General features: G+C 70.5%; 21 protein-coding genes. 14 read left to right on the top strand and 7 right to left on the bottom strand.

Annotated features, from left to right (window positions below; all coding sequences use genetic code 11):
- Positions 1–6: 6 nt before the first annotated feature.
- The 6 genes from L2C96_RS21285 to L2C96_RS21260 form a co-directional block, all read right to left on the bottom strand.
- Positions 7–2,334: a translocation/assembly module TamB domain-containing protein gene (locus L2C96_RS21285; protein WP_237337470.1), complete on the bottom strand. Its 2,328-nt coding sequence runs from the start codon at positions 2,332–2,334 to the stop codon at positions 7–9.
- Between the two features lie 79 nt (positions 2,335–2,413).
- A complete protein-coding gene (locus L2C96_RS21280) occupies positions 2,414–3,667 on the bottom strand; it encodes a hypothetical protein (protein ID WP_237337469.1) in 1,254 nt (417 codons plus the stop codon).
- Positions 3,668–3,739: 72 nt separating this feature from the next.
- On the bottom strand, positions 3,740–4,498 hold the full coding sequence (locus tag L2C96_RS21275) for an amino acid ABC transporter ATP-binding protein (RefSeq protein ID WP_020416356.1): 759 nt from the start codon (positions 4,496–4,498) through the stop codon (positions 3,740–3,742).
- Positions 4,495–5,304, bottom strand: a complete 810-nt coding sequence (locus L2C96_RS21270) for an amino acid ABC transporter permease (RefSeq protein ID WP_020416355.1) — start codon at positions 5,302–5,304, stop codon at positions 4,495–4,497. Before L2C96_RS21270 ends, L2C96_RS21275 begins: the two co-directional genes overlap by 4 nt.
- A gap of 30 nt (positions 5,305–5,334) precedes the next feature.
- Positions 5,335–6,156 (bottom strand): transporter substrate-binding domain-containing protein, encoded by an 822-nt coding sequence (locus tag L2C96_RS21265; RefSeq protein WP_020416354.1) that lies wholly within the window; start codon positions 6,154–6,156, stop codon positions 5,335–5,337.
- Between the two features lie 393 nt (positions 6,157–6,549).
- Positions 6,550–7,977 (bottom strand): M20/M25/M40 family metallo-hydrolase, encoded by a 1,428-nt coding sequence (locus tag L2C96_RS21260; protein ID WP_020416353.1) that lies wholly within the window; start codon positions 7,975–7,977, stop codon positions 6,550–6,552.
- 154 nt (positions 7,978–8,131) lie between these two features.
- On the opposite strand from L2C96_RS21260, the gene L2C96_RS21255 reads away from it, so the two are divergent.
- The 14 genes from L2C96_RS21255 (at position 8,132) to L2C96_RS21190 (ending at position 24,490) form a co-directional block, all read left to right on the top strand.
- Positions 8,132–8,923, top strand: coding sequence for an ABC transporter ATP-binding protein (locus L2C96_RS21255; protein ID WP_020416352.1), 792 nt, complete (start codon positions 8,132–8,134; stop codon positions 8,921–8,923).
- Entirely contained in the window at positions 8,911–9,735 is an 825-nt protein-coding gene (locus L2C96_RS21250; protein WP_020416351.1) for an ABC transporter ATP-binding protein, read from the top strand. Before L2C96_RS21255 ends, L2C96_RS21250 begins: the two co-directional genes overlap by 13 nt.
- Positions 9,732–11,543 carry an AMP-dependent synthetase/ligase gene (locus tag L2C96_RS21245; RefSeq protein WP_237337468.1) on the top strand — a complete coding sequence of 604 codons (1,812 nt, stop codon included), beginning with the start codon at positions 9,732–9,734 and terminating at the stop codon, positions 11,541–11,543. Before L2C96_RS21250 ends, L2C96_RS21245 begins: the two co-directional genes overlap by 4 nt.
- Positions 11,540–12,436 (top strand): branched-chain amino acid ABC transporter permease, encoded by an 897-nt coding sequence (locus L2C96_RS21240; RefSeq protein WP_020416349.1) that lies wholly within the window; start codon positions 11,540–11,542, stop codon positions 12,434–12,436. The genes L2C96_RS21245 and L2C96_RS21240 overlap by 4 nt, the downstream gene beginning before the upstream one ends.
- Complete coding sequence (locus tag L2C96_RS21235) at positions 12,436–13,533, top strand: branched-chain amino acid ABC transporter permease (RefSeq protein WP_020416348.1); 1,098 nt, start codon at positions 12,436–12,438, stop codon at positions 13,531–13,533. Before L2C96_RS21240 ends, L2C96_RS21235 begins: the two co-directional genes overlap by 1 nt.
- Before the next feature lie 209 nt (positions 13,534–13,742).
- Positions 13,743–15,017 carry an ABC transporter substrate-binding protein gene (locus L2C96_RS21230; RefSeq protein ID WP_020416347.1) on the top strand — a complete coding sequence of 425 codons (1,275 nt, stop codon included), beginning with the start codon at positions 13,743–13,745 and terminating at the stop codon, positions 15,015–15,017.
- A 357-nt stretch (positions 15,018–15,374) separates the two neighbouring features.
- A complete protein-coding gene (gene pdhA, locus L2C96_RS21225; RefSeq protein WP_237337467.1) occupies positions 15,375–16,583 on the top strand; it encodes a pyruvate dehydrogenase (acetyl-transferring) E1 component subunit alpha in 1,209 nt (402 codons plus the stop codon).
- Entirely contained in the window at positions 16,583–17,611 is a 1,029-nt protein-coding gene (locus L2C96_RS21220) for an alpha-ketoacid dehydrogenase subunit beta (protein ID WP_237337466.1), read from the top strand. Before pdhA ends, L2C96_RS21220 begins: the two co-directional genes overlap by 1 nt.
- 6 nt (positions 17,612–17,617) lie before the next feature.
- Entirely contained in the window at positions 17,618–18,952 is a 1,335-nt protein-coding gene (locus L2C96_RS21215) for a dihydrolipoamide acetyltransferase family protein (protein WP_237337465.1), read from the top strand.
- Positions 18,953–19,065: 113 nt separating this feature from the next.
- Positions 19,066–19,614: a TetR/AcrR family transcriptional regulator gene (locus L2C96_RS21210; RefSeq protein WP_237337528.1), complete on the top strand. Its 549-nt coding sequence runs from the start codon at positions 19,066–19,068 to the stop codon at positions 19,612–19,614.
- Positions 19,614–21,569, top strand: coding sequence for an ABC transporter ATP-binding protein (locus L2C96_RS21205; protein ID WP_237337527.1), 1,956 nt, complete (start codon positions 19,614–19,616; stop codon positions 21,567–21,569). Before L2C96_RS21210 ends, L2C96_RS21205 begins: the two co-directional genes overlap by 1 nt.
- Before the next feature lie 56 nt (positions 21,570–21,625).
- Complete coding sequence (locus tag L2C96_RS21200; protein ID WP_020416341.1) at positions 21,626–22,069, top strand: hypothetical protein; 444 nt, start codon at positions 21,626–21,628, stop codon at positions 22,067–22,069.
- A complete protein-coding gene (locus L2C96_RS21195) occupies positions 22,066–22,584 on the top strand; it encodes a DUF3558 domain-containing protein (protein ID WP_237337464.1) in 519 nt (172 codons plus the stop codon). The genes L2C96_RS21200 and L2C96_RS21195 overlap by 4 nt, the downstream gene beginning before the upstream one ends.
- Positions 22,585–22,681: 97 nt before the next feature.
- Positions 22,682–24,490, top strand: a complete 1,809-nt coding sequence (locus tag L2C96_RS21190; RefSeq protein WP_237337463.1) for a hypothetical protein — start codon at positions 22,682–22,684, stop codon at positions 24,488–24,490.
- Here L2C96_RS21190 and L2C96_RS21185 read toward each other — a convergent pair.
- On the bottom strand, positions 24,487–26,121 hold the full coding sequence (locus tag L2C96_RS21185; protein ID WP_237337462.1) for a hypothetical protein: 1,635 nt from the start codon (positions 26,119–26,121) through the stop codon (positions 24,487–24,489). The genes L2C96_RS21190 and L2C96_RS21185 overlap by 4 nt on opposite strands.
- Between the last annotated feature and the right edge of the window lie 11 nt (positions 26,122–26,132).

Below are 26,132 nucleotides of genomic sequence, written 5' to 3'. Positions count from 1 at the left end.
CGGCCCTCAGGTCTCCCGGCGGATCATGCGGCCGGCGCCGGCCGCGACGGTCGTCGCCAGTACCCAGCCCATCGCGGTGAACCCGTTCGACACCCACTTGTCCAGGTCGTGCATGTACCAGCGGCCCTTGTTGCCGAAGTCGACGATCGGCACCAGCAGGTCCAGCGTGTACAGCACCGGGTTCCACTCCAGGCCCGTCTCCTGCTGGTCGACCGCGCACCGCGGGCCGCTCACCATGTACCGCACCGGGTCGTTCACACACGAGTCGGTGCCCGTGCCGAAGTAGACGCTGCCCGCGGCCAGCAGCGCGATCAGCCAGGCCAGCGCCCGCACCGGGCGGTAGCCGTAACCGACCATCCACCGCTGCAGCCAGCTCCACAACCGCACACCAGGCCCGAGCACCCGGTAGCCCTGGGCGAGCGCCTCGTAGCGGTACTGCTGCTTCTTGAACAGCACCGTCGAGGCGTGCTCCTCGTTGCCGCTGTTGCGCAGCATCGCGGCGAGCTGGTCGTAGGGGCCCGGCCGGTACCCGGCCATCGCGGTGCGCAGCCGCTCGATGCGGTCCCGCACCGCGGCGTCGTCCTTCATGTCGATCGGGCGCTTGAGGACGTCGTAGCGAAAGTCCTCCAGCTCGATGCCGCCCTCGGCCTGCCAGAAGTTGTCGTTGTCCTCCAGCGTCTGGCAGTGCGCGTGCCGCAGCACGATGCTGCCGGTGGCCGGCTCGGCGAAGTTGAGCAGGAACTCGTCCGCCCCCACGTCGCTCGCGTCCAGCGCGATCGCGTGCTTGTTGTACGAGCCCAGCACCGCGCCGGTGAAGTCGATGCGGCGGCCCGCGGTGGCGCCGTCCATGTTGACGCCGCCCTCGGCGTGGAACGGCTGCTCACCGGCGCTGGTGAGCGTGATGTCGCGGCCCACCTTCACCGTGCGCAGGTCCACCGAGAAGCTGGTCCGGTTGCGCACCGCCGGCTTGGTGACGTCGGTGCCGTAGAGGTAGACGCTGCCGCCGACCTCGACGCCCTGAAGCCGCAGCGTGCCCTCGATGGTCGCCTCGTGCAGGTGGAAGTTGCCCGCCACCGTCATCCGGCGGGCGGACAGGACGTCGCGTTCCGCGTGCCGCAGGCGCACCCGCCCGGCGAGCAGGTTCCCGCGGACCGTCACGTCGGCCATCCGCAGCTGTCCGGACGGGATCTCCAGGCCGGTCGCCTCCAGATCGCTGCTGATCTGCGAGCCGTCCAGGTGCAGCGCGCGGTCGTAGTACGGCTCGACCGAACCGCGCGGCACCGTGATGCGCGCGCGGGCCAGGCGCAGGGTGCCGCCGATCTTCGCGTTGATCATGCGCAGCGTGCCGACCGCGGACAGCCCGTCGGACAGCTCGACGTTGCCGTCCACCTGCCACCGGTCGCCGACCAGCGCCGGCCACGGGTCGACGTACGGGTCGCTCGACTTCCACGCCTCGACGACGATCCGGCCCTGCTGCTCGCTCTGCAGCTCGGCGGCGCGCAGCACGATGTCGCCGTTGACGCGCATGCTCGGCAGGTGCAGCACACCGTGCGCGGAGAACGGCTGCCGCGTGCTGGCCGCGCCGTAGTTGTCGACCTCGCACAGCAGGCTGCCGCCGATGTGCGCGCCGTTCCCGTCGAGCGCGAAGCCGTCCGGGTTGCGCAGCTTGGCGCCGGAGAAGTTCACGTTGCCGCCGGTGCGCATGCCGGGGAGCCGGACCTCGCCCTCGGTCTGCATGCGGTAGGCCAGCAGCGCGCCGGCGATGATCAGCCGGTCGGCCTGGATCGCGCGGCCCTGCGGGTAGTCGACCGCCGTGCGGGTGAGGACTACGGATCCTTCGACGACGGCGTCGGTCAGGTTGATGGCGGCGTCCGGCACGCCGCGCTCGCGGGTGTCGCCGCGCTGCACCGCGGTCTCGCCGTCGTCGCTGCCCGGCAGGACCTGCACGACGCAGCGGATGAGGCGGACGTCGTTGCGGCTGCGCAGGTTGCGGGCCTTGAGCCCGGGCAGCCAGCAGCGCCGGAAGACCAGCCCGAGGATCTTGGCCTCGCGCACGTCCGGCGGGTGCTCGAAGCGGCAGTTCTCGAAGCGGAACAGGCAGTCCAGGTCCGCCCCGCGCAGGTCGAGCCGCCCACTGATGTAAGCGTTTTCCACGGCGACGATCGGGGCGTTGCTGGTCTGCTTGCGCCAGCGCAGCAGGCCGCCGCTGCCGGGCTCCAGCAACGGTCTGAGCAGCTCCTCCGCGGCGAGGTGGTAGCGCCGGTCCGGCACTCCGCGGAAGGGATCCAGGGCAGGCAACTCCCGCTCCGCCTGACCCGGCTGGCCTACCGGCATCCGTGAATCCCCCTCCTTCACCCGCCTGCCCACAAGGCTCCGACGAACAGGCGACGCCGCGGGTTCCCGGGCGGATGCGCTAGAAGCCTATCGCCACTTTGATGGCCGCGGCAGCAACTCCGGTGCCGATCGCGGTGGCCGCTCCGAGGGCCCACTTGCCCGCCCGCTGCAGACGGCTCAGGGTCTCCGGGCCGTCGCCGCGCTCGGCCGCCTCCGCGGCCGCACCGATCTCGGCCACGACGGCGTCGTGCTCGCGCGTCGTCGCCTGGCGCTTCAGCTCCAACCGGAGGATCTCCAGTTCACCGGCCAGCCTCGGCAGATCCAGGCGGTCACCTTCGCCCTGCCAGACCTGCTGGAACGTCATGTCCTTCGCGCGCGCGTTCCGGCCGACGGCGCCCGTCTGGCCGGAGACCTCGTACTTGTCGCCCATCACAACCTCCATCGCGGTCTCGCGGGTCGTCGAGTCGTAGTCCCCCTCGAGATCGACGAGGAAGGACGTGTAGCGGTCGACCGCGTCCTGGTCGGTCAGCTCCAGGAAGTCCTGCTCGAAGAGCTCGAACTCGGTGGCGAGGACTCCGGGCAGCTCCTCCGTCCCGCGCACCAGCCGAGGCTGGTACTCGTCGGGGATCGCCGGGTGGTGACGGTAGCCGGGATCGGCGGTCAGTTCGATCGTCGGCACGCCCGCGGCCGTCGCGAAGCCGGTCAGGTGATCCCGGGGCTGCCCGCTGGACGCGAAGGTGACCAGCACGGAAGCGGACCGGATCTCGTCGAACGGCCGCCACGGCGGTGCGTCGGTCCGCTGGTCCAGGACGCCCACCTCGTACTCCGCGTACTGCGCTATCCAGCGCGCGGTCGCCTCGACCAACGGTTCCGGAGCGGACTGGACGATGAGGCAGGAACGGCGGCGGCCGAGCGGCACGTAACCGCCGGGTGGCGTCGAGGCCAGGTAGGCCTTGAAGAACCTCAACGCCTGGCGGTGCGCCGGGGCCTGGCGCAGGAACGACCGGTAAGAAAACCGTTGCTGCGGAACGTGCGGCGATACCGCGTCGTTCGGCAGCGTGTCCTCGATGAAGACGAGCACCGGGAACCCCGCCCGCATCGCCAGCGCGAGTTCGAACAGGATGTGCGGCGACGTGCCGTCCTCGCGGCGGCTCAGCACGGCGATCATCCCGTCACTGGCGTTGAGGTGGCGCTGCAGCTTCGCGCCGTTCACCGAGTCCGATGGCGGATCGAGGCTGGGCACCAGGCCTTCGCTGCGCATCAGACGGCCGAAGTAGTCCACGATGCGCGCGTCCCGCTCGCGGTAGCTGTGCGCGAAGTACAACACCGGCATCCGGGCACCCCTCCCCGCGACGATCGCCACCTGGTTCGGACGATCGTCGCGGACGAGGGGGGTCCCGCGCTACTACTCGTCGACGTGGGCCGGGTTCAGCACGCGCGACAGGAACGTCTGCGTGCGCTCGTGCTGCGGGTCCGCGATCACCTGGGACGGCGGCCCCTGCTCGACCACCACGCCACCGTCCATGAACAGCACCACGTCGGCCACCTCACGCGCGAACTGCATCTCGTGGGTGACCACCAGCATCGTCATGCCGTCGCGGGCCAGCTGGCGCATCACGGCGAGCACGTCGCCGACCAGCTCCGGGTCCAGGGCCGACGTGGGCTCGTCGAACAGCATCACGTCCGGGTCCATGGACAACGCACGCGCGATCGCGACGCGCTGCTGCTGGCCGCCGGAGAGCTGCGTGGGCAGCGAGCGCTCCTTGCCGGTCAGCCCGACCTTGCGCAGGTTCTCCATCGCGATCCGCTCGGCCTCGGCCTTGTCCCGCTTGAGGACCTTGCGCTGCGCGATGGTGAGGTTGTCCAGCACCGACAGGTGGCTGAACAGGTTGAACGACTGGAACACCATGCCGATGCCCCGCCGCGCGCGGTCGATGTCGATGTCCGGGTCGGTGATCTCGAACCCGTTCACCACGACCGAGCCCTCGTTGGGCTCCTCCAGCAGGTTCACGCAGCGCAGCAGCGTCGACTTGCCCGAGCCGGACGGCCCGATGATGCAGACCACCTGCCCGCGCCGCACCTCCAGGTCGATGCCCTTGAGCACCTCCAGCCTGCCGAACGCCTTGTGCAGTCCGGACACCTGGACGATCACGTCGCCGGTCACGCTTCGACCTCCAGTCCGCGCTGGCTCTTGCGCCCGGTGCGCCGCTCCAGGTACCGGGACAGGTAGCCCAGTGGGATCGTGATGATCAGGTAGCACAGCCCGGCGAGCAGGATCGGCGTCAGCGACCCGGTCGCGTTCAGGCCCTCGCGGCCGAACTTCGTCAGCTCGTACTCGTCGCGGGCCAGGCCCAGCAGGTAGATCAGCGACGAGTCCTTGGTGAGCAGGATCAGCTCGTTGGTCAGCGGCGGCAGGATGATGCGGAACGCCTGCGGGATGACGATCGAGATCATCGCCCGCCCCTGGGACATGCCCAGCGACCGCGCCGCCTCCCGCTGACCCGCCGGCACCGCCTGGATGCCGGCCCGGATCGTCTCCGCGATGTAGGCGGAGCCGACCAGGCCGAGCGACAGCATCACGGTCGAGTAGATGTCGAACTTCAACCCGAACGCCAGCGGCGCACCGAAGCCCAGCGTGATGAACACCAGCAGCGCCGGGACCCCGCGGAAGAACTCGATGTAGACGGTCGCGATCCAGCGGTACGGCCCGACCGGCGACAGCTTCATCAGGGCCAGCACCAGACCGACGGCCAGCCCGAACGCGAACCCGAGCGCGGTGTAGACGATGGTGTTGACCAGCGCCGTCGTGATGACACCGGGGAACTGCGCGCGGGCCGCGTCGACGTTGAAGAACGCGCGCTGGATCTCGCCCCAGTCGGCCACGAACGCCGCGACCAGGATGACGATCACCAGCAGCGCGTACTGCGCGCCCCGGAACAGCTGGGCGCGTTTACGGCGAGACATCGCCACGGTGGAACTCCTCGCAGAAGTGGCTTCCGGTTACTTGCTTTCCGGCAGCTTGTTGAACCACTTCTGGTAGATGGCGTCGTAGCGGCCGTCCGCCTTGGCGGCGTTGATGACCTCGTTGACCTTCGCGAGCAGCGCGCCGTTGCCCTTGCGCACGGCGACGCCGTACTGGTCACCGGTCTTGAACTCGGTCGTCACCTCGACGTCCGGGTTGGTCTTGAGGAACTCGTAGTGCACCGAGTTGTCGTTGATGCCCGCGTCGACCTGGCCGGTCTTGACCGCGGTCTGCTCCAGCGCGAGGTCCTCGAACTGGACGATCTCGTAGCCGTACTGGGCCTTGTTCGCCTCGGCGTAGTCCTCACCGGTGGTGCCGAGCTGGACGCCGAGCTTCTTGCCGCGCAGCTTCTCCAGGCTGTCGATGCCGGAGCCCTTCTTGACCAGCAGCGCCTGGTTGGCGTCGAAGTAGCCGACCGAGAAGTCCATCACGGCCTGCCGCTCCGGGGTGATCGTCATGGCCGCGGCGGCGACGTCGCACTGGCCGGTGTTGAGCGACTCGCCCGACTCGATGCCCTCGAACGGGGTGTCGAAGATCTTCTGCTGCACCCCGAGGTTCTGCGCGACCATGTCCACGAGGTCCACGTCGAACCCGACGGTCTTGTCACCCTCGGTGAACTGGAACGGCGCGTACGGCAGGTGTGTGCACGTGGTGAGGAAGCCGGTCTCCTTGAGGCTGATCTCACCGCCGGCCTGGGTGTCGCCGCCGGTGTTGACCTCCTGCGCGCAGGCCGTCGCGGTCGCCGCGATGGCGAGCGTGGCCGACAGAACAAGCGCATTGCGTAACGATCGACGCGACACGGTTTACTCCTAGTAGGTCATACTTATCGAGTGCACGCATCCTGCCACTTGTTGACGGTCACGCACAGCATCGAGTGGTTACGGCCGCATTTCGGGTCTACCCGGTAACCAGTCGGTAACACGCGGGTGACCCTGCGTGGCCCGGAGCACAGGCCGGCTGTGGCCGAAACCGCGGCGCCAACGTCGTCACGGTGGCGGCCGCTGCTGTTCATCAAGCGAGTGGCGGGCCGGCGGCTCGCACCGTGGCCTGCTGCGCGACCGACCCACCTACCGCTTCACCGCGGCGCCCGCCGCCAGCGTGTTCGTCCTCGGGGACTGGGGGGCTGTCGGGTGGGCGGCTCCCGGCGCCGGACCAGCAGTCGTCCCTGCTGGTGGTCGGCGCCGGGGTCGCGATCAGCCGCGGGCGTGGGCGTCCAGCATGTGCGCCACCGCCTCGGTGAGCCGCTTCGCCTGGGCCAGGTGCAGCCACTCGTCGGGGACGTGGGCGTTCGAGTCGGGCCCCAGCGCGCCCGTCACCAGGAACTGCGCCTCCGGGTACTTCTCGCCCAGCAGGCCCATGAACGGGATCGACCCGCCGAGCCCGACGCTGCGCCACGGCGCTCCGAAGACCTCGTCGCTGACCCGCTCCAGCGCCGAAGCCAGCCACGGCGACGGGTCGGGCGCGTTCCAGCCGTTCGCGGACTCCAAACCGGACAGTTCGACCACCGCGCCGTAGGGCACGTCCGTGGTCAGCGCCTTCTCCACCGCGTTCAGCGCCGCCGCCGCGTCGGCCGTCGGCGGGAGGCGGAAGCTCAGCGCCAGCGTCGTGTGGTCGCGCAGGACGTTGCCGGCGTTCGCCGGCTCCGGAAAGCCCTCGGCGCCGATCACCGACAGCGTGGGCCGCCACGACTGGTTCAGCAGCAGCTCCAGCTCGTCGTCCGACACCGGGCGCATCCCGGGCATCAGCGGGAACGAACCACTGATCGCACCGGGGGCCACCGCGACCGTCGCGGCCGCCTCTTCACGGCGGTTGGCCGGGATGTCGACGTTCAGCTCCGCCAGCTTGATCTCGCCCGTCTCGGCGTCCTCGATGCGGTCCAGCAGCTGCCGCAGCACCCGGAACGAGCTCGGCACCACGCCGCTGGCCAGCCCGGAGTGCGCCGCCGCCTGGAGCACCCGCACCGTGACGTGCACCTGCGTCATCCCGCGCAGGCTCGTCGTCAGCCACAGCCGCTCGTAGTCGTTGCCGCCGGAGTCCAGGCACACCACGAAACTCACGCGGCCCAGCCGCTCGGACAGGTGCTCCAGGTACCGCGGCAGGTCGGGGCTGCCCGACTCCTCGCCGGTCTCCAGCAGGATCACCGATCGCGCGTGGGCGCCGCCTGCCGCGTGCACGGCTTCCAGCGCGGCCGTCGCCGCGTAGCCGGCGTACCCGTCGTCCGCCGAGCCGCGGCCGTACAGCCTGCCGTCGCGGACCACCGGGGTCCACGGGCCGAGCCCCTCCGCCCAGCCGCCGACCGGGGGCTGCTTGTCGAGGTGGCCGTAGAGCAGCACGGTGCCGCGGTCCTCCGCGCCGGGCGTCGCCGGGACGTCGACGAGCAGCACCGGGCTGCATCCGTCGAGCCGCACCACGTCGAGCGTCGCGCCGGGCAGACCGCGCCCGGCGATCCAGTTCTGCACGTGCCGCACCGCGGCGTCGAGGTGCCCGTTGCCGGCCCAGTCGGGGTCGAAGGCCTGCGACAGGGCGGGGATCTCCACCAGGCCGGACAGGCTCGTCAGCACCTCGCCGTCCCAGAGGCGCTGCACGGTTTCACGCACGGTCGTCTGCTCCACCCGGGCCATTCTGCCAGCCATCGCCAGGTCACAGTTCGGCTCCGCATTGGCCTCCACCCGTGACCGCTAGCCACCTTCCGTATTCAATGTGATCTCAATCACCCACATTGGGGACAAAACGCCCGGTTCGACGAGGAACGGAGGGCACGCCTTGTCACCACCCGTGCTGGCGGTGAACAACCTCGAAGTGGTGTACGACGACGTGGTGCTGGTCCTCCGGGGCCTCAGCCTGGAGGTCCCCGACGGCGCGATCGTCACGCTGCTGGGCGCGAACGGAGCGGGCAAGACGACCCTGCTGCGGGCGATCACCGGCCTGCTCGTGCCACACCGCGGCAAGATCACCAAGGGCACGGTCCGCTTCCGCGACGAGGACATCACCGGCGCCGACCCAGCCGTCGTGGTGCGCAAGGGCATCGCGCAGGTGATGGAGGGCAGGCGGATCTTCGCCGAGATCACCGTCGACGAGAACCTGCGCACCGGCGCCTACACCCGCCGCTCCCGCACCGAGGTCCGCGAGTCTTACGCCAGGGTGATGGACCTGTTCCCGGTACTGAAAGAGCGCCGCCGCTCGATCGCCGGTTACCTCTCCGGCGGCGAGCAGCAGATGCTCGCGATCGGCCGCGCGCTCATGGCGTCGCCGAAGCTCCTGCTGCTCGACGAGCCCTCGCTCGGTCTCGCGCCCAAGCTGGTCGAGCAGGTGCGGGACATCATCGTCGAGATCAACGGCCAGGGCACCAGCGTCCTGCTGGTCGAGCAGAACGCCGTGATGGCGCTGTCGATCGCCGGGTCCGGCTACGTCGTCGAAACCGGGAAGGTCGTCAAGGACGGCCCCGCCGCCGAACTCCTCGCCGACGAGGACATCCGCGAGTTCTACCTCGGCGCCGCCCAGCACGAGGAGCGGCGCAGCTTCGCCGAAGTCAAGAGCTACCGGAGGAAGAAGCGATGGAGCGCGTGACCACCAGCGACCCCGCACCCGCCCGGGAGGACGAAGCCGACACCGATCGACCGATCCTCGAAGTCCGCGACCTGACACTGCGGTTCGGCGGGGTCACGGCGCTGGACGGCGTCAGCTTCGAGGTCGGCCGCGGCGAGCTGTTCGCCGTGATCGGCCCGAACGGCGCGGGCAAGACGTCGATCTTCAACTGCCTCAACGGGGTCTACCGCCCGCAGGAGGGCAGCATCACGCTCGACGGCCAACGGCTGGTCGGCCGCGCGCCCGCCGCGATCGCCGCGATGGGCGTCGCCCGCACGTTCCAGAACCTCGGCCTGTTCGAGCACCTCACGCTCATCGAGAACCTGATGCTCGGCCGCCACCACCTGATGCGCACCGGGTTCGGCACCGGGATGCTCTGGTGGGGCCGCGCGAAGCGGGAGGAGGTCCGGCACCGCGCGGCCGTCGAGGAGATCGTCGAACTGCTCGAACTCGAGCCGTACCGCCGGATGCCCGCCGGGATGCTCCCCTACGGCGTCGCGAAACGCGCCGAGCTGGGCCGCGCGCTGGCGATGGAACCGTCGCTGCTGCTGCTCGACGAGCCGGTCGCCGGCATGAACCTGGAGGAGACCGAGGACACCGCGCGCTACCTGGTCGAGGTCCGGCGGGAGCTGGGCCTGGCGATGATCCTCGTCGAGCACGACATGCGCCTGGTCATGGACCTCGCCGACCGGGTGCTCGCACTGGACTTCGGCGTCGCGATCGCCACCGGCAAGCCGTCGGAGATCCAGAACCACCCCGCTGTCATCGAGGCCTACCTGGGCGGTGCGCGATGAGCACGGCACTGGCCGCTCCCCCGGACGTGCGGACGCTGCCCGCGCGCCTGCTGGAACACGCCCGCACGCTGGGCGACAAGACCGCGATGCGGGAGAAGCACCGCGGCCGCTGGCGCGAGTGGACCTGGTCCGCCTACGCCGAGCGGGTCGCCAACGTCGCCGCCGGCCTGCGCGAACTCGGCGTCGAGCCGGGCGACCGGGTGGCGATCCACGCCGAGAACCGGCCCGAGTGGGTGGTCGCCGACCTGGCCGTGCAGGGCATCGGCGCGATCAGCATGGGCGTCTACCCGACCTCGCCCGAGACCGAGGTCGAGTACCTGCTGTCGCACTCCGGCGCGAAGGTGCTGATCGCCGAGGACGAGGAGCAGCTGGACAAGGCGCTCGCGGTGCGCGGCAGACTGCCCGACCTGCGGCGTCTGGTGGTGATGGACCCGCGCGGGGTGCGCGTGGAGGCGCTGCCCGACCTGATGACGTTCGAGCAGCTGGAACGCCCGCGGGACAACGCGTTGCGCGACTACCAGGAGTCGGTGTCCCGGCTCGACCCGGACGCCACCGCCATCCTCGTCTACACCTCCGGCACCACCGGACCGCCCAAGGGCGCGATGATCTCGCACGCCAACCTCGTCGCGGCCGGGCGCACCTTCATCGACGCGCTCGGCGGCGGCCCGGACGACGAGGTGCTGTCCTACCTGCCGCTGTGCCACATCGCCGAGCGGCTGACCTCGGTGATCGACTCGGTGTGGGCGGGTTCGGTGGTCAACTTCGGCGAGGGCGGCCCGTCCTTCCTCAACGACCTGCGCGACGTGCAGCCGACGGTGTTCCTCGGCGTGCCGCGAGTGTGGGAGAAGATGCTGGCGGGCACCGAGATCCGGATGGCCGACGCCTCGCGGCTCAAGCGCGGTCTCTACCGGTTCTGGCTCAAGCAGGGCCGCCGGATCGCGCCCCGCCGCATGACCGGGCGGCTGTCCGCGGGCGACCGGTTCCGGCTGTGGCTCGCGGAGTTCCTCGTTTTCCGCGCCCTGCGGGAGAAACTCGGACTGGTCCGGGTCCGCACCGCGTTGTCCGGCGCCGCGCCGATCGCGCCGCAGGTGCTGGAATACCTGTGGGCCATCGGGGTTCCGGTGCGCGAGGGCTACGGCCAGACCGAGAACACCGCGCTGGCCACGCTCACCCCGGACGGCGACGTGCGGCTCGGCGCGGTCGGCAGACCGCTGCCCGGCGTGGAGGTCCGCATCGCCGAGGACGGCGAGATCCTCACCCGCTCGGCCGGGGTGTTCCAGGGCTACTTCCGCAACCCGGAGGCCACCGCGGCGGCGGTGGACGCGGACGGCTGGCTGCACACCGGCGACGTCGGCGAGATCGACGCCGACGGGTTCCTGCGAATCACCGACCGCAAGAAGGACATCATCATCACCGCGGGCGGCAAGAACATCTCGCCGTCGGAGATCGAGAACCGGCTGAAGGTCTCGCCGTTCGTGCGCGAGGCGATCGTGATCGGGGACCGCCGCAAGTACCTCACCGCGTTGATCGGGATCGAGGCGGAGACGGTCGGCAACTGGGCGACCCGCCGCGGCCTCGCGTACACGACCTACGCCGACCTGTCGGCCAAACCCGAGGTGGTGGTGCTGATCCAGCAGGTGGTCGACGAGACCAACCGGGAGTTCTCGCAGGTCGAGCAGATCAAGCGGTTCTCGTTGATCGGCAAGGAACTCGACCACGAGGCCGGCGAGCTGACCGCGACGCAGAAGGTCAAGCGACGGGCCATCGAGCTGCGGTTCGAGCACGAGATCGAGGCGATGTACCGGTGACGACGTTCCTGCAGAACTGCTTCGCCGGACTCGCCCTCGGGTCCACCTACGCCCTGGTGGCGCTGGGTTTCGTGGTCATCTACAAGTCGACCGGCGTGATCAACTTCGCGCAGGGCGGGCTGCTCGCGCTCGGCGCCTACCTCGGCTTCACCTTCGCCAACAACCTGGCGATCGCCTTCGGCGTGGCGATCCTGCTGGCGTGCGCGTCGGCGGCCCTGGTGGGCGCCGGGTTCGAGCGGATCGTGCTGCGGCGCATGGTCGGCCAGCCGCCGTTCGCGGTCATCATGATCACCATCGGCCTGCTGTTCGTGCTGGAGCCGCTGATCACCGCGATCTGGGGCTTCGACAACCTGCAGGTCGAGAACCCGTGGAACATCCAGACCGTCGAAGCAGGCGGGATCGTCTTCGGCGTCCGGGACCTGTGGACGATCGGGCTGACCGCGGCGGTCGTCGTCGGGTTCTTCCTGTTCTTCCGCTTCACCTCGCTCGGCCTGGCGATGCGGGCCACCGCGTTCGACCCGGAAGCGGCGCTGGCGCAGGGGATCAGCGCACGCCGGGTGTACGCGGTCTCGTGGGCCATCGCGTCGGCGCTGGCCGCGCTCGCCGGCATCACCATGGCGGCCGGGCCGGGCGGGCTGTCCCCGTCGATCGGGTTCATCGCGCTCGCGGCGTTCCCGGCGATGATCCTCGGCGGCCTCGACTCGCCCGCGGGCGCGGTGCTCGGCGGCATCGTGATCGGGCTCGCCGAGGCGCTCACCCGCGGCTACCAGGACCAGCTGTTCTCCTGGGCGGGCGACAACGTGTCGATCATCGTGCCCTACCTGCTGATGATCGTGATCCTGCTGATCCGGCCGTACGGCCTGCTGGGAACCAAGGACGTACGGAGGATCTGATGCCCAAGCCGCACCGCAACCTCGTCCGGGACTACGCCCAGGACCTGCGCCTGTTCGGCTCGCCGATGTCGAAGTTCGGGCTGGCGCTGATGATCGCGGCGTTCCTGGTGCTGCCGACGGTGCTGCAGGACGACTTCTGGCTGTCCGTGCTGATCTACGCCGGGATCACCGCGGTCGGCGCGATCGGCCTCAACCTGCTCACCGGCTACTGCGGGCAGATCTCGCTCGGGCACGCGTTCTTCATCGGCGCGGGCGCGTACGTGACGGCCAAGGTCGGCGGCGACTTCGGCCTGCCGTTCCCGCTGTGGCTGCTCGCGGCCGCCGGGATCGGCGCGTTGCTGGGCGGGCTGATCGGGCCGTTCACGCTGCGGCTGCGCGGCCACTACCTGGCGATCGTCACGCTCGGGCTGGTGTTCGTCGGCGAGCACCTGTGGCGCAACCTCGACGACTTCACCGGCGGCAACTCCGGCACCTCGGTCAACGCCGACGTCGCGATCGGGCCGGTGAACTTCGCCGACCTGTCGATCTTCGGCGAGAGCTACTCGCGCAACCAGGGCTGGTTCTGGCTGGTCTGGGCGCTGGTCGGGCTGGTCGCGCTGCTGGTGAAGAACCTGGCCCGCACCCGCCCCGGCCGCGCGCTGCAGGCGGTGCGGGACCGCGACCAGGCCGCCGAGGTGATCGGCGTGCGGGCGGGCCGGTACAAGATCGGCGCGTTCATGATCTCCAGCGCGATCGCGTCCGTGGCGGGCGCGCTGTTCGGGTCCTACCAGCAGTTCGTCAGCCCCGACGAGTGGAACCTGCTGCTGTCCATCCAGTACATCGCGGTGATCATCGTCGGCGGTCTCGGCACGATCTTCGGATCGGTGCTCGGGGCGCTGTTCGTCGGCGCGCTGCCCGCGTTGATCGACCGCTACAGCGACGTCATTCCCGGCGTCCAGACGAGCGTGGGCGATTCGGGGTTCATCAGTGTGTTCGCCCTCAACCAGGCCATCTTCGGGTTGCTGATCGTGCTGTTCCTGGTGCTCGAACCACGCGGGCTCGCGGGCATCTGGCTGCGCGTCAAGACCTATTTCAAGGCCTGGCCGTTTTCCTACTAGAGAGGCTGTCGAAGTGGCTTGCGTGGCGGTGCGGGTGGCGGAACCTGAGGCGGCCCCTGGCTGTGGGATCGCCTCCTCATGACCGCCAGGTCACCACGTCGGCGCTGTCCTCGCCAGGAACCACCTCAGAACCCGCGGCGGTGCCGGCGGGCGGCCCACCGCAAGCGGCTCCGCCGCTTATCAAACAGAACCCAGTCGAGGAGGCGTCCATGAAGAGAACGCGGATCGCGGCGGCACTGGCCGCGGCGACGCTCGTGCTCGCCGCGTGCGGCGGCGCGGGCGACGACGAAGGCGGTGGCGGCGGGCAGGCCGGCAACCCCGGCGCCACCACCGGCTTCGACGGCACCACGATCAAGCTCGGCGTGCTGTCCCCGCTGTCCGGGCCGGTCGCGGTCATCGGGCAGCCGCTGACCTCGGGCAACAAGGTCTGGTTCGACGCGCTCAACGCCCGCGGCGGCATCGCGGGCAAGTACAAGGTCGAGCTGGTCCAGGAGGACACCCAGTACCGGCCGGAAGTGGCGGTGCAGCAGTACAACAAGGTCAAGGGCGACGTCGTCGCGTTCACCCAGCTGCTGGGCACGCCGTCGACGCTGGCCGTGCTGCCGCAGCTGCGCGCGGACAAGATGCTCGCCGCGCCCGCGTCGCTGGACGCGCTGTGGGTGCGTGAGGAGAACCTGCTGCCGGTCGGCGGCCCGTACCAGGTGCAGTCGATCAACGCCATGGACCACTACCTCACCGAGGGCGGCGGCACCAAGGACTCCAGGATCTGCACGATGGTCCAGGACGACGTCTACGGCGAGGCGGGCCAGGCCGGGATCGACTTCGCGGCGAAGAGCTACGGCTTCACCGTGGCGAACACGCAGCGCTTCAAGTCGGGCACGGAGAACTACGCCGGGCAGATCGGCGCGCTCGCCGGCGCGGGCTGCCAGATGGTGTTCCTGACCGCGACCCCGACGGACGCTGCCAAGATCTGGGGCACCGCGGCGCAGGCCCGGTTCGCGCCGAAGTGGTACGGGCAGTCGCCGAGCTACACGTCGGCGTTCGCCAAGTCCGCGATCGCGCCGTACCTGCAGCAGTACGTCACGATCGTCGCCGAGGGCACCGAGTGGGGCGACAACTCCGTGCCCGGCATGGCCGACATGGTCAACCGGAAGAACCAGTTCGCGCCGCAGCAGGAGCCGGACTACTACTTCGCGTTCGGCTACAACCAGGCCCGCGCGATGACCGCGGTGCTGGAGAAGGCCGTCGAGCTGGGCGACCTGTCCCGCGACGGCATCCTCAAGGCGTCCAGCGAGCTGGGCACGGTGTCCTTCGACGGCCTCACCGGCGACTACAAGTACGGCCCGGCCGACACCCGCAACCCGCCGCGGTCGAGCACGCTGTTCAAGGTCGACCCGTCGAAGCCGTTCGGACTCGCCACCCTCAAGTACAACTTCAGTTCACAGGCGGCACAGCAGTACCAGTTCACCAAGGCCAACCTGTAACCGGGTGGCGTGACGCAGGTCACCAGCACCACCGAGACGGGCCACCTCCCGAGCGCTCCGCGCGACGGAGGTGGCCCGTCCGTCACTTCCGGGCAGGTGAGCGCGCGCCTCCAGGGCCGACTATCGGTGGGTCGTCGGTCGGGCTTCCGAGCGTTTGCCCAGCTCAGGGCGGACTTCCACAGCAACAAATCAGGCGCGGACCTGCACTCGCGGGCCTGGTTCGTGTCAGGATGTTCCCCGTAAGCCGTCACGGCCGACGGCTGCCGAGCGCTTCGGATCCGAAACGTCGGTGGCCGCCGGTCAGCCATCAGCGGCCGCCACAAGCGGCCTCGTGGCAGGACACCGAGGAGAACGCGCATGCCGTCCCCCGAACAGTGGACGCACCCGGAGCCCGGCGAAGGACCGGCCGCACAGGCCGCACAACCATCGCGGGAGCAGGTGATCGCCGGTTTGCGAAACACGGACGCTGGTGGCGCTGAGGTGACTCAGCTGCTCACCCCCGAAGGCGAGCGGATCGCTTCGCCGCAGTTCGACCGCTACATCTCCGACGTCGACCCGGAAGCGCTGCGCGGGCTCTACCGCGACATGGTGCTGGTCCGCCGGGCCGACCGGGAAGCCAACGCCATGCAGCGCCAGGGCCAGCTCGGCATCTGGGTCCCGCTGCTCGGCCAGGAAGCCGCGCAGGTCGGCTCCGGCCGCGCGCTCAAGCCGCAGGACATGGCCTTCCCCAGCTACCGGGAACACGGCGTGGCCTACACCCGCGGCGTCGACTTCAAGGAACTGCTGGGCATCTTCCGGTGCACCGACCACGGTGGCTGGGACTTCCAGGCCCACGGCTTCCACCCGTACACCATCGTGATCGGCAACCAGGTTCTCAACGCCGCCGGATACGCGATGGGCCAGAAGTTCGAGGGCAAGGTCGGCGACGACGACGGCGAGGCCACGATCGTCTACTTCGGCGACGGCGCCACCTCGCAGGGCGACGTGCACGAGGGCTTCGTGTGGGCCGCGGTGTACGACGCGCCGCTGGTGTTCTTCTGCCAGAACAACCAGTGGGCGATCTCCGAGCCGACCGAGCGCCAGTCGCGCCTGCCGCTGTACCAGCGCGCCCGCGGGTACGGGTTCCCCGGCATCCGCGTCGACGGCAACGACGTGCTGGCCTGCCTCGCGGTGACCCGGTGGGCGCTCGAAGAGTGCCGCCACGGCAACGGCCCGGTGCTGATCGAGGCGTTCACCTACCGGATGGACGCGCACACCACCACCGACGACCCTACCCGCTACCGGCTCTCCGACGAGCTCGAGGTGTGGAAGCACAAGGACCCCATCGAGCGCGTGCGCGTGCACCTGGCGCGCAGCGGGTTCGCCGACCAGGCGTGGTTCGAGCAGATCCAGGCCGAGGCCGACGCGTTCGCCGCGGACCTGCGCGAGTTCTGCTTCAACATGCCCGAACCGCCGCCGGAACGCGTGTTCGCCAACGTGTACGCCGAACCGTCGCCCGTGCTCGACGCGCAGCGCGACGAGTACCTGTCCTACCTCGCCGGTTTCGTGGAAGCGGGTGAGCGCTGATGGCCGCCCCCGTCAAGTCCCCTGTGGACGGTGCCGTGCCCGCGATGCAGAAGCTGACCATCGGCAAGGCCCTGAACCTGGGCCTGCGTGCCGCGATGGAGGCCGACGACAAGGTCATCGTCCTCGGTGAGGACGTCGGCAAGCTCGGCGGCGTCTTCCGCATCACCGACGGGCTGCAGAAGGACTTCGGCGAGCAGCGCGTGCTGGACACGCCGCTGGCCGAGTCCGGCATCATCGGCACCGCGGTCGGCCTCGCCGTGCGCGGGTTCCGGCCGGTGTGCGAGATCCAGTTCGAGGGCTTCATCTTCCCCGGCTTCGACCAGATCTCCTCGCAGCTGGCGAAGCTGCACTACCGGACGCAGGGCAAGGTCAAGGTCCCGGTGGTCGTGCGGGTGCCCTTCGGCGGCGGGATCGGCGCGGTCGAGCACCACTCCGAGTCGCCGGAGTCGCTGTTCGCGCACATCCCCGGGCTGAAGGTCGTGTCGTGCTCCAACCCGGCCGACGCGTACTGGATGATCCAGCAGGCCATCGACTGCGACGACCCGGTGCTGTTCTTCGAGCCGAAGCGGCTCTACCACAACGGGCAGCTCAAGTCCGAAGTGGACACCAGCACGCCGCCGGGGCCGCTGTTCGCCTCGCGGGTGGTGCGCCAGGGCACCGACTGCACGCTGGTCGCCTACGGGCCGTCGGTCAAGGTGTGCCTGGATGCTGCCGAGGCCGCGGCGGAAGAGGGCCGGTCGCTGGAGGTCATCGACCTCCGCACGATCTCGCCGCTCGACCTCGCGCCGGTGTTCGAGTCGGTGCGCCGCACGGGGCGTCTGGTCGCGGTCAGCGAGGCGTCGTCGGAATCGTCGATCACCTCGGAGATCGCCGCGCGCGTGCAGCAGGAGTGCTTCTACTCGCTGGAGGCGCCGGTGCTGCGGGCCACCGGGTTCGACACCCCGTACCCGCCGTCCAAGCTCGAGGAGCACTTCCTCCCCGACCTGGACCGGGTGCTGCACACCGTCGACCGCGCGATGGGCTGGTGAGGCGGGGTGCCCGAGTACAAGCAGTTCCTGCTCGCCGACACCGCCGAAGGCCTGACCGAAGCCGAGATCCTGAACGTCCGGGTGCAGCCCGGCGACGAGGTGACGGTCAACCAGATCGTCGTCGAGGTGGAGACCGCGAAGGCCGCCGTCGAGCTGCCCATCCCGTGGGCCGGTGTGATCACCGAGGTCCTGGCCGAGCCCGGCGCGACCGTCGAGGTCGGGGCGCCGCTGCTGACCGTCGACGTCGACCCGGCCGGGTCGTCCGCCGCTCCGGCACAGGCGGTGAACGGCTCGTCCGCGCCGGCGCCTGCCGCCGCCGAGGAGGAGATGAAGCCGCTGGTCGGCTACGGCTCGAAGACGACCGAGGCGCGGCGCCGGCCGCGCCGGGCCGCTCCGTCCGCCGCGCCGCCTGCCGCACCGCCTGCCGCTCCGGCTGCTCCGGCTGCTCCAGCGCCGGCTCCCGCGGCGGCGCGGGGTGGCTACGTGCCGCTGGCCAAGCCGCCGGTGCGCAAGCTCGCCAAGGACCTCGGTGTCGATTTGTCGACCCTGACCGGGTCGGCGGACGGTGGGATCATCACGCGCGAGGACGTCGAGCGGGCGGCCCGTCCGGCTGCTCCCGCTGCCCCCGCGCCGGTGGCCGGGTCGCGTGAGCGGCGGGTGCCGGTCAAGGGCGTCCGGAAGGCGACCGCGCAGGCGATGGTGTCCAGCGCGTTCACCGCGCCGCACGTCACCGAGTTCCTGACCATCGACGTCACGCCGATGATGGAACTGCGCGAGCGGCTGAAGAAGCACCCGGACTTCGCCGGGGTGAAGCTGACCCCGCTGGCCTTCGCGGCCAAGGCCGTGTGCATGGCCGTGAAGCGGACGCCGGACGTCAACGCCACCTGGGACGAGGCGGCCGGCGAGATCGTCTACAAGGACTACGTGCACCTGGGCATCGCCGCGGCGACGCCCCGCGGGCTCGTGGTGCCGAAGATCCGGGACGCGGACGCCATGTCGCTGCCCGAGCTGGCGCGGGCGCTGGACCAGCTGACCACGACCGCACGCGAGGGCAAGACCCCGCCCGCGGACATGGTCAACGGGACGATCACCATCACCAACGTCGGGGTGTTCGGGGTCGACACCGGCACGCCGATCATCAACCCGGGTGAGGCCGCGATCCTGGCCTTCGGCGCGATCAAGGACGCGCCGTGGGTGGTGGACGGGCAGCTCGCCGTGCGGAAGGTGCTGCAGCTGTCGCTGAGCTTCGACCACCGGCTGGTCGACGGGCAGCAGGGCTCGCAGTTCCTCGCCGACGTCGGCGCGCTGCTGGCCGATCCGGCCATGGCGATCACGTACTGACGGTTCGGGGCCGCGTTCCGGCGCGGCCCCGTTCCGTTACCCGCTTGACGGAGTGAGCGCTCACTCCGCACACTGGTGCCATGACCGCTCCTCCCCGCCGGCGCGCGCCCGGCATGAGCGCCGAAGACCGGCGCCGGATGATCGTGCAGGCCGTGCTGCCGCTGGTCGTCGAGCACGGCGCCGCCGTGACGACCGCCCAGATCGCGCGCGCCGCGGGGATCGGCGAGGGCACGATCTTCCGCGCCTTCAAGGACAAGGACGAACTGCTCGACGCGTGTGTCGCCGAGGCGCTCAAACCGGACAGCGCGCTGGCGGTGATCGCCGAGATCCCGCTCGACCAGCCGCTGGCGGACCGCCTCACCGAAGCTGCGGAGGCGTTGTCGGCACACCTGGAGCGGATGGGTGCGCTGATGGGCGCGCTGCACTCCTCCGGCAGACTCAAGCGCGGCGAGTTCAAGCAGGGCAGGCGGGGCGAGTCGTTCCGCGCCATGCGTGAGTCCCTCGCCGACCTGTTCACCGACGAGGACGCGTTGCGGCTGCCCGCGGACAAGCTGGCGGCGATCTTCCTGTCGCTGCTGCTCGCCCGGCGCCGCGACGACCAGGGCGGGCTCGCCACGGCGGAGCTGATCGACGTGTTCCTGCACGGGGCGGTGGCGGCGTGATGCACGGCGGTGGCCCGTCGATCAGCTTGCGGCGGCAGATGCGGCGGCGCAGCAGTTCGGTCGCCCAGAGCGGCCTGACCGGCCCGGTCGACATCCCGGACCCGGCGCGGGCAGACGAGCCGAAGGACCTGCGGTCCCGGCTGGCCCGGCTGCGGCAGGCGACGAGCGGGACGGTGCGCGGGTTGCCGCGGGTGTTCCGGCTGGCCTGGCAGGCGAGCCCGCTCACCACCGTCCTGATCGCACTGTCCACTGTGGTGAGCGGCTTGATGCCGACGCTGACCGCGTACGTGGCGAAGCTGCTGCTGGACGCGGTGGTCGCGGCGGTGCAGGGACACGGGACGACCACGCGGATCGTCGAGCTGGCCGCGCTGGAGTTCGGCGTGTTCACGATGACCGCGATCAGCACGGCGCTGACGAACGCGGCGCAGCAGCTGCTGCAGGAGCGGATGACGCTGACCATCCGGCACCGCGTGATGGACCACGCGAGCAGGCTGGACCTGCAGTTCTTCGAGGATTCGGAGTCCTACGACCAGCTGCGGCAGGCGTCGCAGGAGGCGCCGCAACGGCCGGTGTCGATGCTGACCTCGGCGCTGGGGCTGGGGCGCACCGCGATCACGTTCGGCAGCATGGTGGTGCTGCTGGTGTCGGTGAGCCCGCTGCTGGCGGTCGTCGCGCTGCTCGCGCCGGTGCCCGCGTTCATCTCGCAGTCGAAGTACGGGTCCCGGGCGTTCGTGCTGTCGCTGTGGATGTCGCCGATCCGGCGGCGGATGGACTACCTGAACTCGCTGGTCACCACCGATACCTACGCCAAGGAGACCAAGCTGTTCGGGCTCGGGCCGTACCTGGTGGACCGGTTCCGGCGGCTCGGGCAGAACTACTACGCGCGTGAGCGAAAGCTGACGACGCGGCGCAACTTCGTGGGGACGGCGTGGAGCCTGTTGTCCACATTGGCCGGTTCCGGGATCGCGCTGTACATCGCGCTGGAGGCGGTGGCCGGGCGGCTGACGATCGGGGACCTGGCGTTGTACACGGCGGCCGCGGCGGCGGTGCAGACGTCGGTGCAGGGGTTGTTCAGCGGGTTCTCCGGAATGTACGAGAACAACCTGTACCTGGACACGCTGTACGACTTCCTGGGGACCACGCCGCGGATCACGGCGCCCGCGGTGGCGAAGCCGCTGCCCGAGCCGGTGCGGGGGCACATCGAGTTCGAGAACGTGTCGTTCAGCTACCCGGGCGCCGGGGAGAAGGCGCTGGACGGCGTGTCGTTCGAGATCCGGCCCGGGGAGACGGTGGCGGTCGTCGGGCGGAACGGGGCGGGCAAGTCGACGCTGATCAAGCTGTTGTGCCGGCTCTACGACCCGACCGGGGGCCGGATCCTGCTGGACGGGGTGGACCTGCGGGAGTTCGACCCGGACGAGCTGCGGTCCCGGATTTCGGCGATGTTCCAGGACTACGTGACGTACCAGGGCACGGCGGCGGAGAACATCGGGCTCGGGCAGCTGGGCGCGCTGGACGACCGGCCGCGGATCGAGGACGCGGCGGAGCGGGCCGGGGTCGCTTCGCGGATTTCCCGGCTGCCGCGGGGTTTCGACAGCCCGCTGGGCCGGTGGTTCGACCAGGGGGTGTCGCTGTCCGGCGGGGAGTGGCAGAAGATCGCGCTGGCGCGGGCCTTCATGCGGGACGCGCCGGTGCTGATCCTGGACGAGCCGACGTCGGCGCTGGACGCCGCGGCGGAGCACGACCTGTTCGCGAGGCTGCGCGCGCTGTCCGAGGGCCGGACGACGCTGTACATCTCGCACCGGTTCTCGACGGTGCGGCAGGCGGAGAAGATCCTGCTGCTCGACCGGGGCCGCCTGGCGGAGGAAGGAACGCACGAGGAGCTGATGTCCCAGGGCGGCGACTACGCGTCACTGTTCACCCTGCAAGCGGCGGCGTACCTGGAGGAGGCGGCGTAGTCGCTGGCAGCTGGGCAGCCCGGGCGATATCGTGCTGGCCGAGCGAGGGAGGGCTCATGAGCGACAACTCCGGCGACGTGGCCACCCAGGTGGCCAACGTCTTCGGCGGCGAGCAACAACTGAACACGATGAACACCGACGCGAAGCGCATGCTGGCGGACGCGCAAGCCGGCCGGTGGGCAGTGGACGAGGAGACGGGCACACACCTGCGCCGGGCCATCGAGCAGATGAAGGAACGCCTGGACGGTATCCGGCCGAGGATCTACCTGCTCCAGCAAGCGCCCAAATTCGGCAACGACGACTACGCCAAAAAGGCATCCGCCCACTTCCTGACCGCAATGGATTCGGACGACCAGTCGCTCGTCCAGGTTTTCACGGCCGCCGTCGACTTGCTGACCACCCTGCAGCAGGCGGTCGAAATCGCGATCAGCAAGTACCAGGTTGCCGACGACGCGGTGAGCGAGACTCTCAGCACCTTCAAGGACCAGGAACCCCGGTGAGCACAAAGTTCCGCACCATCAACGCTGTGGCCGGTCTCGTGTGCTTCGCGGCCGCGGCGGCAGGATGTACCAGCACCGTGGCCGGCACAGCGTCACCCGCGCCCACGACCGCACCGACAGCGAGCGCGGACGTGTTCAACGGGCTGAACGCTTGCCGGCTCCTGGATCAGCTCAACGCAGGCCAGGGGTTCAACCCGGGGGAAAACAAGAGCGCGCGGAACCAGTGCGTCGCGGTGAAGCCGGGTTGGGGATCGTTCGCGTTGGCCATGGATCCCGAACAGGGACTCAGTGAATTCGCGAGGGCCAACACCGGTGTGGTGAATTCCTCGATCAACGGCCGAAGGGCGATGCAGGCGCAGACCACAACCGGCGGTTGCGCTATCGCACTCGAGGTGACCGAGCACGCACGGGTGTTGGTCATAGCCACGCTGTCCGATACCGCCGACGGCATTCGAGCGTGCCCGGACGCACGGACGTTCGCCGAGAAGGTGGAGCCGCTGCTGCCGGCGGGGTAAGCAGGGCGGATCGGACACATCCACACCCATCGAACCGGTGATCGCGCTATCTTCTCGGTGACGTCCACCGTGCGCAAGTTGACCGAGGAGCCCCGGGATGAGTTGGCAGGACGAGCTGCGCCGTTTGGACGCCGAGCTCGCCAACGGGACCATCACCCAGCACCAGCACCGCAAGATGCGGGACGAGCTGCTCGCCGCCGCGTCGGGCAATGTGGCGCCGGCGTCTGTCGCCTCGCCGCGGGGGCGGGTGGACGGGGCGCCTCAGTGGCAGAGTGCGAATCCGGCCGGTGCGGGGTTCGCTCCGCAGCCGGGGCAGGCGCCGTGGCCGCAGACGCCGCAGGGGTGGCCTCAGGAGGGCGCGCCGCAGGGCGGGGTGCCGCAGGGCGGGGTGCCGCAGGGCGGGGTGCCGCAGGGTTTCGCGCCGCAGGGGTGGCCGCAGGGGCAGGTTCCGCCGGGCGAGTACGGGCAGCAGCCGGTGGGTGGGGTGCCGCAGGGGCCCGCCGGGGTGCCGGGGCAGCCGCAGGCTCCGGGTGCGCCGGGGCAGCAGGTGGGGATTCAGCCTCAGGTGGGGCAGGCGCCTGCTGGAGTCGGGCAGCCGCAGGACGGGTACGGGCAGGTTCAGACCGGCGCGACGGGGCAAGCTCCGGCGGGGCAGCCGCAGGCTGGTCCGGCTCAGGTCGAGGCGGGTCAGGTCGGGCAGGGTCAGGGCGGCCAGGTTGAGCCGGGCGCCCAACCGCAGCCCGGGCAAGGCCAGCCCCAGGGTGGGGGCAGCCAGACGGAGCAGGAGCAGCCGCAGGCCGGCCAGCCGCAGGCTGAAGCCGGGCACGCGCAGGTCGCGCAGGGGCAGCCGCACAGCGGCCAGTCTCAGGCTGGGCAGCCGGGCGGGCAGCCGCAGGCTGGGCAGCAGCAAGGCGGCCAGAGCCAGCCGCAGGGCCAGCAGGCCGACCAACCGCAGGGCCAGCAGCAGAATCAGCCGCAAGCCGGCCAATCCCAGAGCCAACCGCAGGGTGAGCAGGCTCCCGAGGTGGGCAGTGCGCTCGCCACGGAGGAAGGGCCCACCCAGAGCATCTCGGCGCAGCTGCTCGCCACCAAGAAGCCCACGAGCGCCCCCAGCCCGGCCGACGAGCGGGCCACCGATTCGATGCGCTTCCCCTCCATCGAGGACGCTCCGACGGTCGTCACGAATCCGGTGCCTCCGCCTGCCCGGCCGTTGCCCAGCATGTCCCCGCCGCCGCCGCTGCACGGGCCCGGTCAGCAGCTTCCCTTCGACGCCGCGCCCGTGTTGCAGGCGCCGCCGAAGCGCAAGCCCACCTGGTTGTTCATCACCCTCGGCGTCGTCGTCGTGCTCGCGATGGTCGCGGCCGGTGTGTGGTTCCTGCGCGGCGACAACACCACCACGACCGCCCAGCCGACCACCTCCGCCGTCAGCTCGCCGGAGGCCGTCGAGGCGCGGTTGCCGACCCTGCCGGGCACCCCGAGCACCAACAACGGCACCCTGACCGTCGAGCAGGGCATCGACCTCAAGCTGTACTCCCGCGAGGAAGGCCAGCTTTTTAAGGACAACGGCGCGAACCAGGTCATCTTCCGCGGCTCCTCCCAGGGCCCGCAGGGCTACCTCGTCCTGGTCGTCCCCGCCAGCTCGCCCGCCGCCGCGGCCTCGATCACCCGCGGCCTCTACGAGCACTCCCTCACCGCCGGCCTGCAGACCGTCCCGTCCGGGTCGACCGACGCGAAGGCCGTCACCGGCAGCAACTCGGCAGGCCAGATGAGCGGCACGTGGTACACCTCCGGCAGCTACGCCGTCGCGATCTGGGTGTCCCAGGGCCTCGACGGCGACCCGAACTCGCTGGCCGAACGCCTCGCCCAGACCAAGACCTCCCTGGCCACGGCCCTCCCGCCGAACTAGGGCACCTGGCCGGGCCGCAGCACGTCACCACACCGCCCGGTCACCGCCGCCGCGCGCGAGGCTTCCACGCGTGGCACGGTGACCCGCGCGTACGCCCGCAGGTTCACCAGGTCGTCGCCGTCGAGCGCGTCCAGTCGCACCCAGTCGCCGTTCTTGCCCGTCCGGTCCAGCACCACCGCCGCGTACTCGACCGCCAGGCGCCCGTCCGACGTCAGCCCCGTCAGGTCGGTCCACGGCACGTGCGTGTGGATGAACGTGGGCTTGACCTCGTCGAACACGTAGTCCCGCAACCCCTGGAAGTCCCCCGTGGACACCAGGTCCGCGATGCGCGCGTCCGCCAGCCCCACCGAGTCCACCACCCGCAACCGGCTGGTCAACGCCGTCCCGCCGACGTCCGGCAGCAGCACCGACCCCTGCCGCAAGCCGATCGTGTCCGCGTACCCGTTGAACAACCGCCCGTACCGGTCCGCGATCTGGCACAGCGGCACCACCGGGCCGCTCGCGAACCCGCGCCCCGAGTCCGCCAGCGCGGGCGCGCTCGGCACCGCCGCGGCCACCAGCACGACCGCCAGCACCGCCCGCCACCGCACCGACAGCGCCCGCATCACCTCGACCACCGCCAGCGCCGCGACCAGCGCCGCCAACGTCCAAAACGGAGTCGCGAACCGGAACTCGCCGCCCGGCTCCGGGTTGAGCACGCAGTACGCCGCCAGCGCGAGCACCATTGGCACCAGCCACGCCACCAACGGCCGCCGCAACGCCGGGACCAGCCAGAACGCCAGCCCCACAGTCACCAGCCCGGCCAGCACCACCGGCCAGCCGAGGTACTCCACCGGCTCCACCACCCGCCCGGCGTTCGACCACGACGGCGGCTGCTGGTTCTTCGCCACCGCCGTGTTCGGCACCCACCGCCCGAACTCCGCGTGCCGCCACAACAGGTACGCGCCGTACGGCACCGCGAACGCCAGCACCGACACCCCCGCCGGGAGCAGCGTCCGCCACCGCCGCGCGAACACCAGCGCCACCACCGGGTACGCGACCAGGAAGATCGCCCCGTCCGGCCTGGTCAGCGCCGCCACCACCGCCAGCAGACCGGCGGCGAGACCGACCCGCACGGCAGCCACCCGCCCGTCCGCCACCGCGCCGAACAACAGCGCCGCCAGCCAAGCCACCGCCAGCGCGTACAGCGGGTTCTCCAAACCGGACAGCGACCAGATCACGAACGACGGGATCGCGGCCAGCAACCCGCCCGCGAACAACGTCACCAGCCACGCCCACCGCGTGACACGGCTCACCGCGAAGTGGCACGCGGCGAGAACACCGGCGCAGCACAGCAATCCGAGCGCTTTCGGGAACAGGACGTAGTCGGGCACACCGAAGATCGCGCCGGTGTCGAAGAGGCGCAGCACCTTCCCCAGTACCAGCAGGACGAGCCAGGCCGGGTTCGAGAACCCCTCGACGGGTTCGGCACCCGGCTGGAGCACCGGCCCCGCGCCGTCGACGAGGTCCCGCGCGTAGGCGAAGGTGATCGCCGCGTCGTCGTTGATCCAGTTGCCGTAGGACCAGCCGTGCAGGCCGATGAGCGCGGTTCCCCCGGCGACCGCGGCCACGGCGGGCCAGCGTGCCGCCATTTCGCCCCCTC

Origin of the sequence: Amycolatopsis tucumanensis (assembly GCF_021654135.1) — a bacterium.
In the GTDB taxonomy this organism is placed as follows: domain Bacteria; phylum Actinomycetota; class Actinomycetes; order Mycobacteriales; family Pseudonocardiaceae; genus Amycolatopsis_E; species Amycolatopsis_E tucumanensis.
This window is presented reverse-complemented; position numbering and strand designations above follow the sequence as displayed.

Coding starts and splice junctions, on each gene's coding strand:
- L2C96_RS21285 (WP_237337470.1), bottom strand. CDS start 2,334: ATGCCGGTAGGCCAGCCGGGTCAGGCGGAGCGGGAGTTGCCTGCCCTG.
- L2C96_RS21280 (WP_237337469.1), bottom strand. CDS start 3,667: ATGCCGGTGTTGTACTTCGCGCACAGCTACCGCGAGCGGGACGCGCGC.
- L2C96_RS21260 (WP_020416353.1), bottom strand. CDS start 7,977: ATGGCCCGGGTGGAGCAGACGACCGTGCGTGAAACCGTGCAGCGCCTC.
- L2C96_RS21250 (WP_020416351.1), top strand. CDS start 8,911: ATGGAGCGCGTGACCACCAGCGACCCCGCACCCGCCCGGGAGGACGAA.
- L2C96_RS21245 (WP_237337468.1), top strand. CDS start 9,732: ATGAGCACGGCACTGGCCGCTCCCCCGGACGTGCGGACGCTGCCCGCG.
- L2C96_RS21235 (WP_020416348.1), top strand. CDS start 12,436: ATGCCCAAGCCGCACCGCAACCTCGTCCGGGACTACGCCCAGGACCTG.
- L2C96_RS21230 (WP_020416347.1), top strand. CDS start 13,743: ATGAAGAGAACGCGGATCGCGGCGGCACTGGCCGCGGCGACGCTCGTG.
- pdhA (WP_237337467.1), top strand. CDS start 15,375: ATGCCGTCCCCCGAACAGTGGACGCACCCGGAGCCCGGCGAAGGACCG.
- L2C96_RS21220 (WP_237337466.1), top strand. CDS start 16,583: ATGGCCGCCCCCGTCAAGTCCCCTGTGGACGGTGCCGTGCCCGCGATG.
- L2C96_RS21210 (WP_237337528.1), top strand. CDS start 19,066: ATGAGCGCCGAAGACCGGCGCCGGATGATCGTGCAGGCCGTGCTGCCG.
- L2C96_RS21205 (WP_237337527.1), top strand. CDS start 19,614: ATGCACGGCGGTGGCCCGTCGATCAGCTTGCGGCGGCAGATGCGGCGG.
- L2C96_RS21200 (WP_020416341.1), top strand. CDS start 21,626: ATGAGCGACAACTCCGGCGACGTGGCCACCCAGGTGGCCAACGTCTTC.
- L2C96_RS21190 (WP_237337463.1), top strand. CDS start 22,682: ATGAGTTGGCAGGACGAGCTGCGCCGTTTGGACGCCGAGCTCGCCAAC.
- L2C96_RS21185 (WP_237337462.1), bottom strand. CDS start 26,121: ATGGCGGCACGCTGGCCCGCCGTGGCCGCGGTCGCCGGGGGAACCGCG.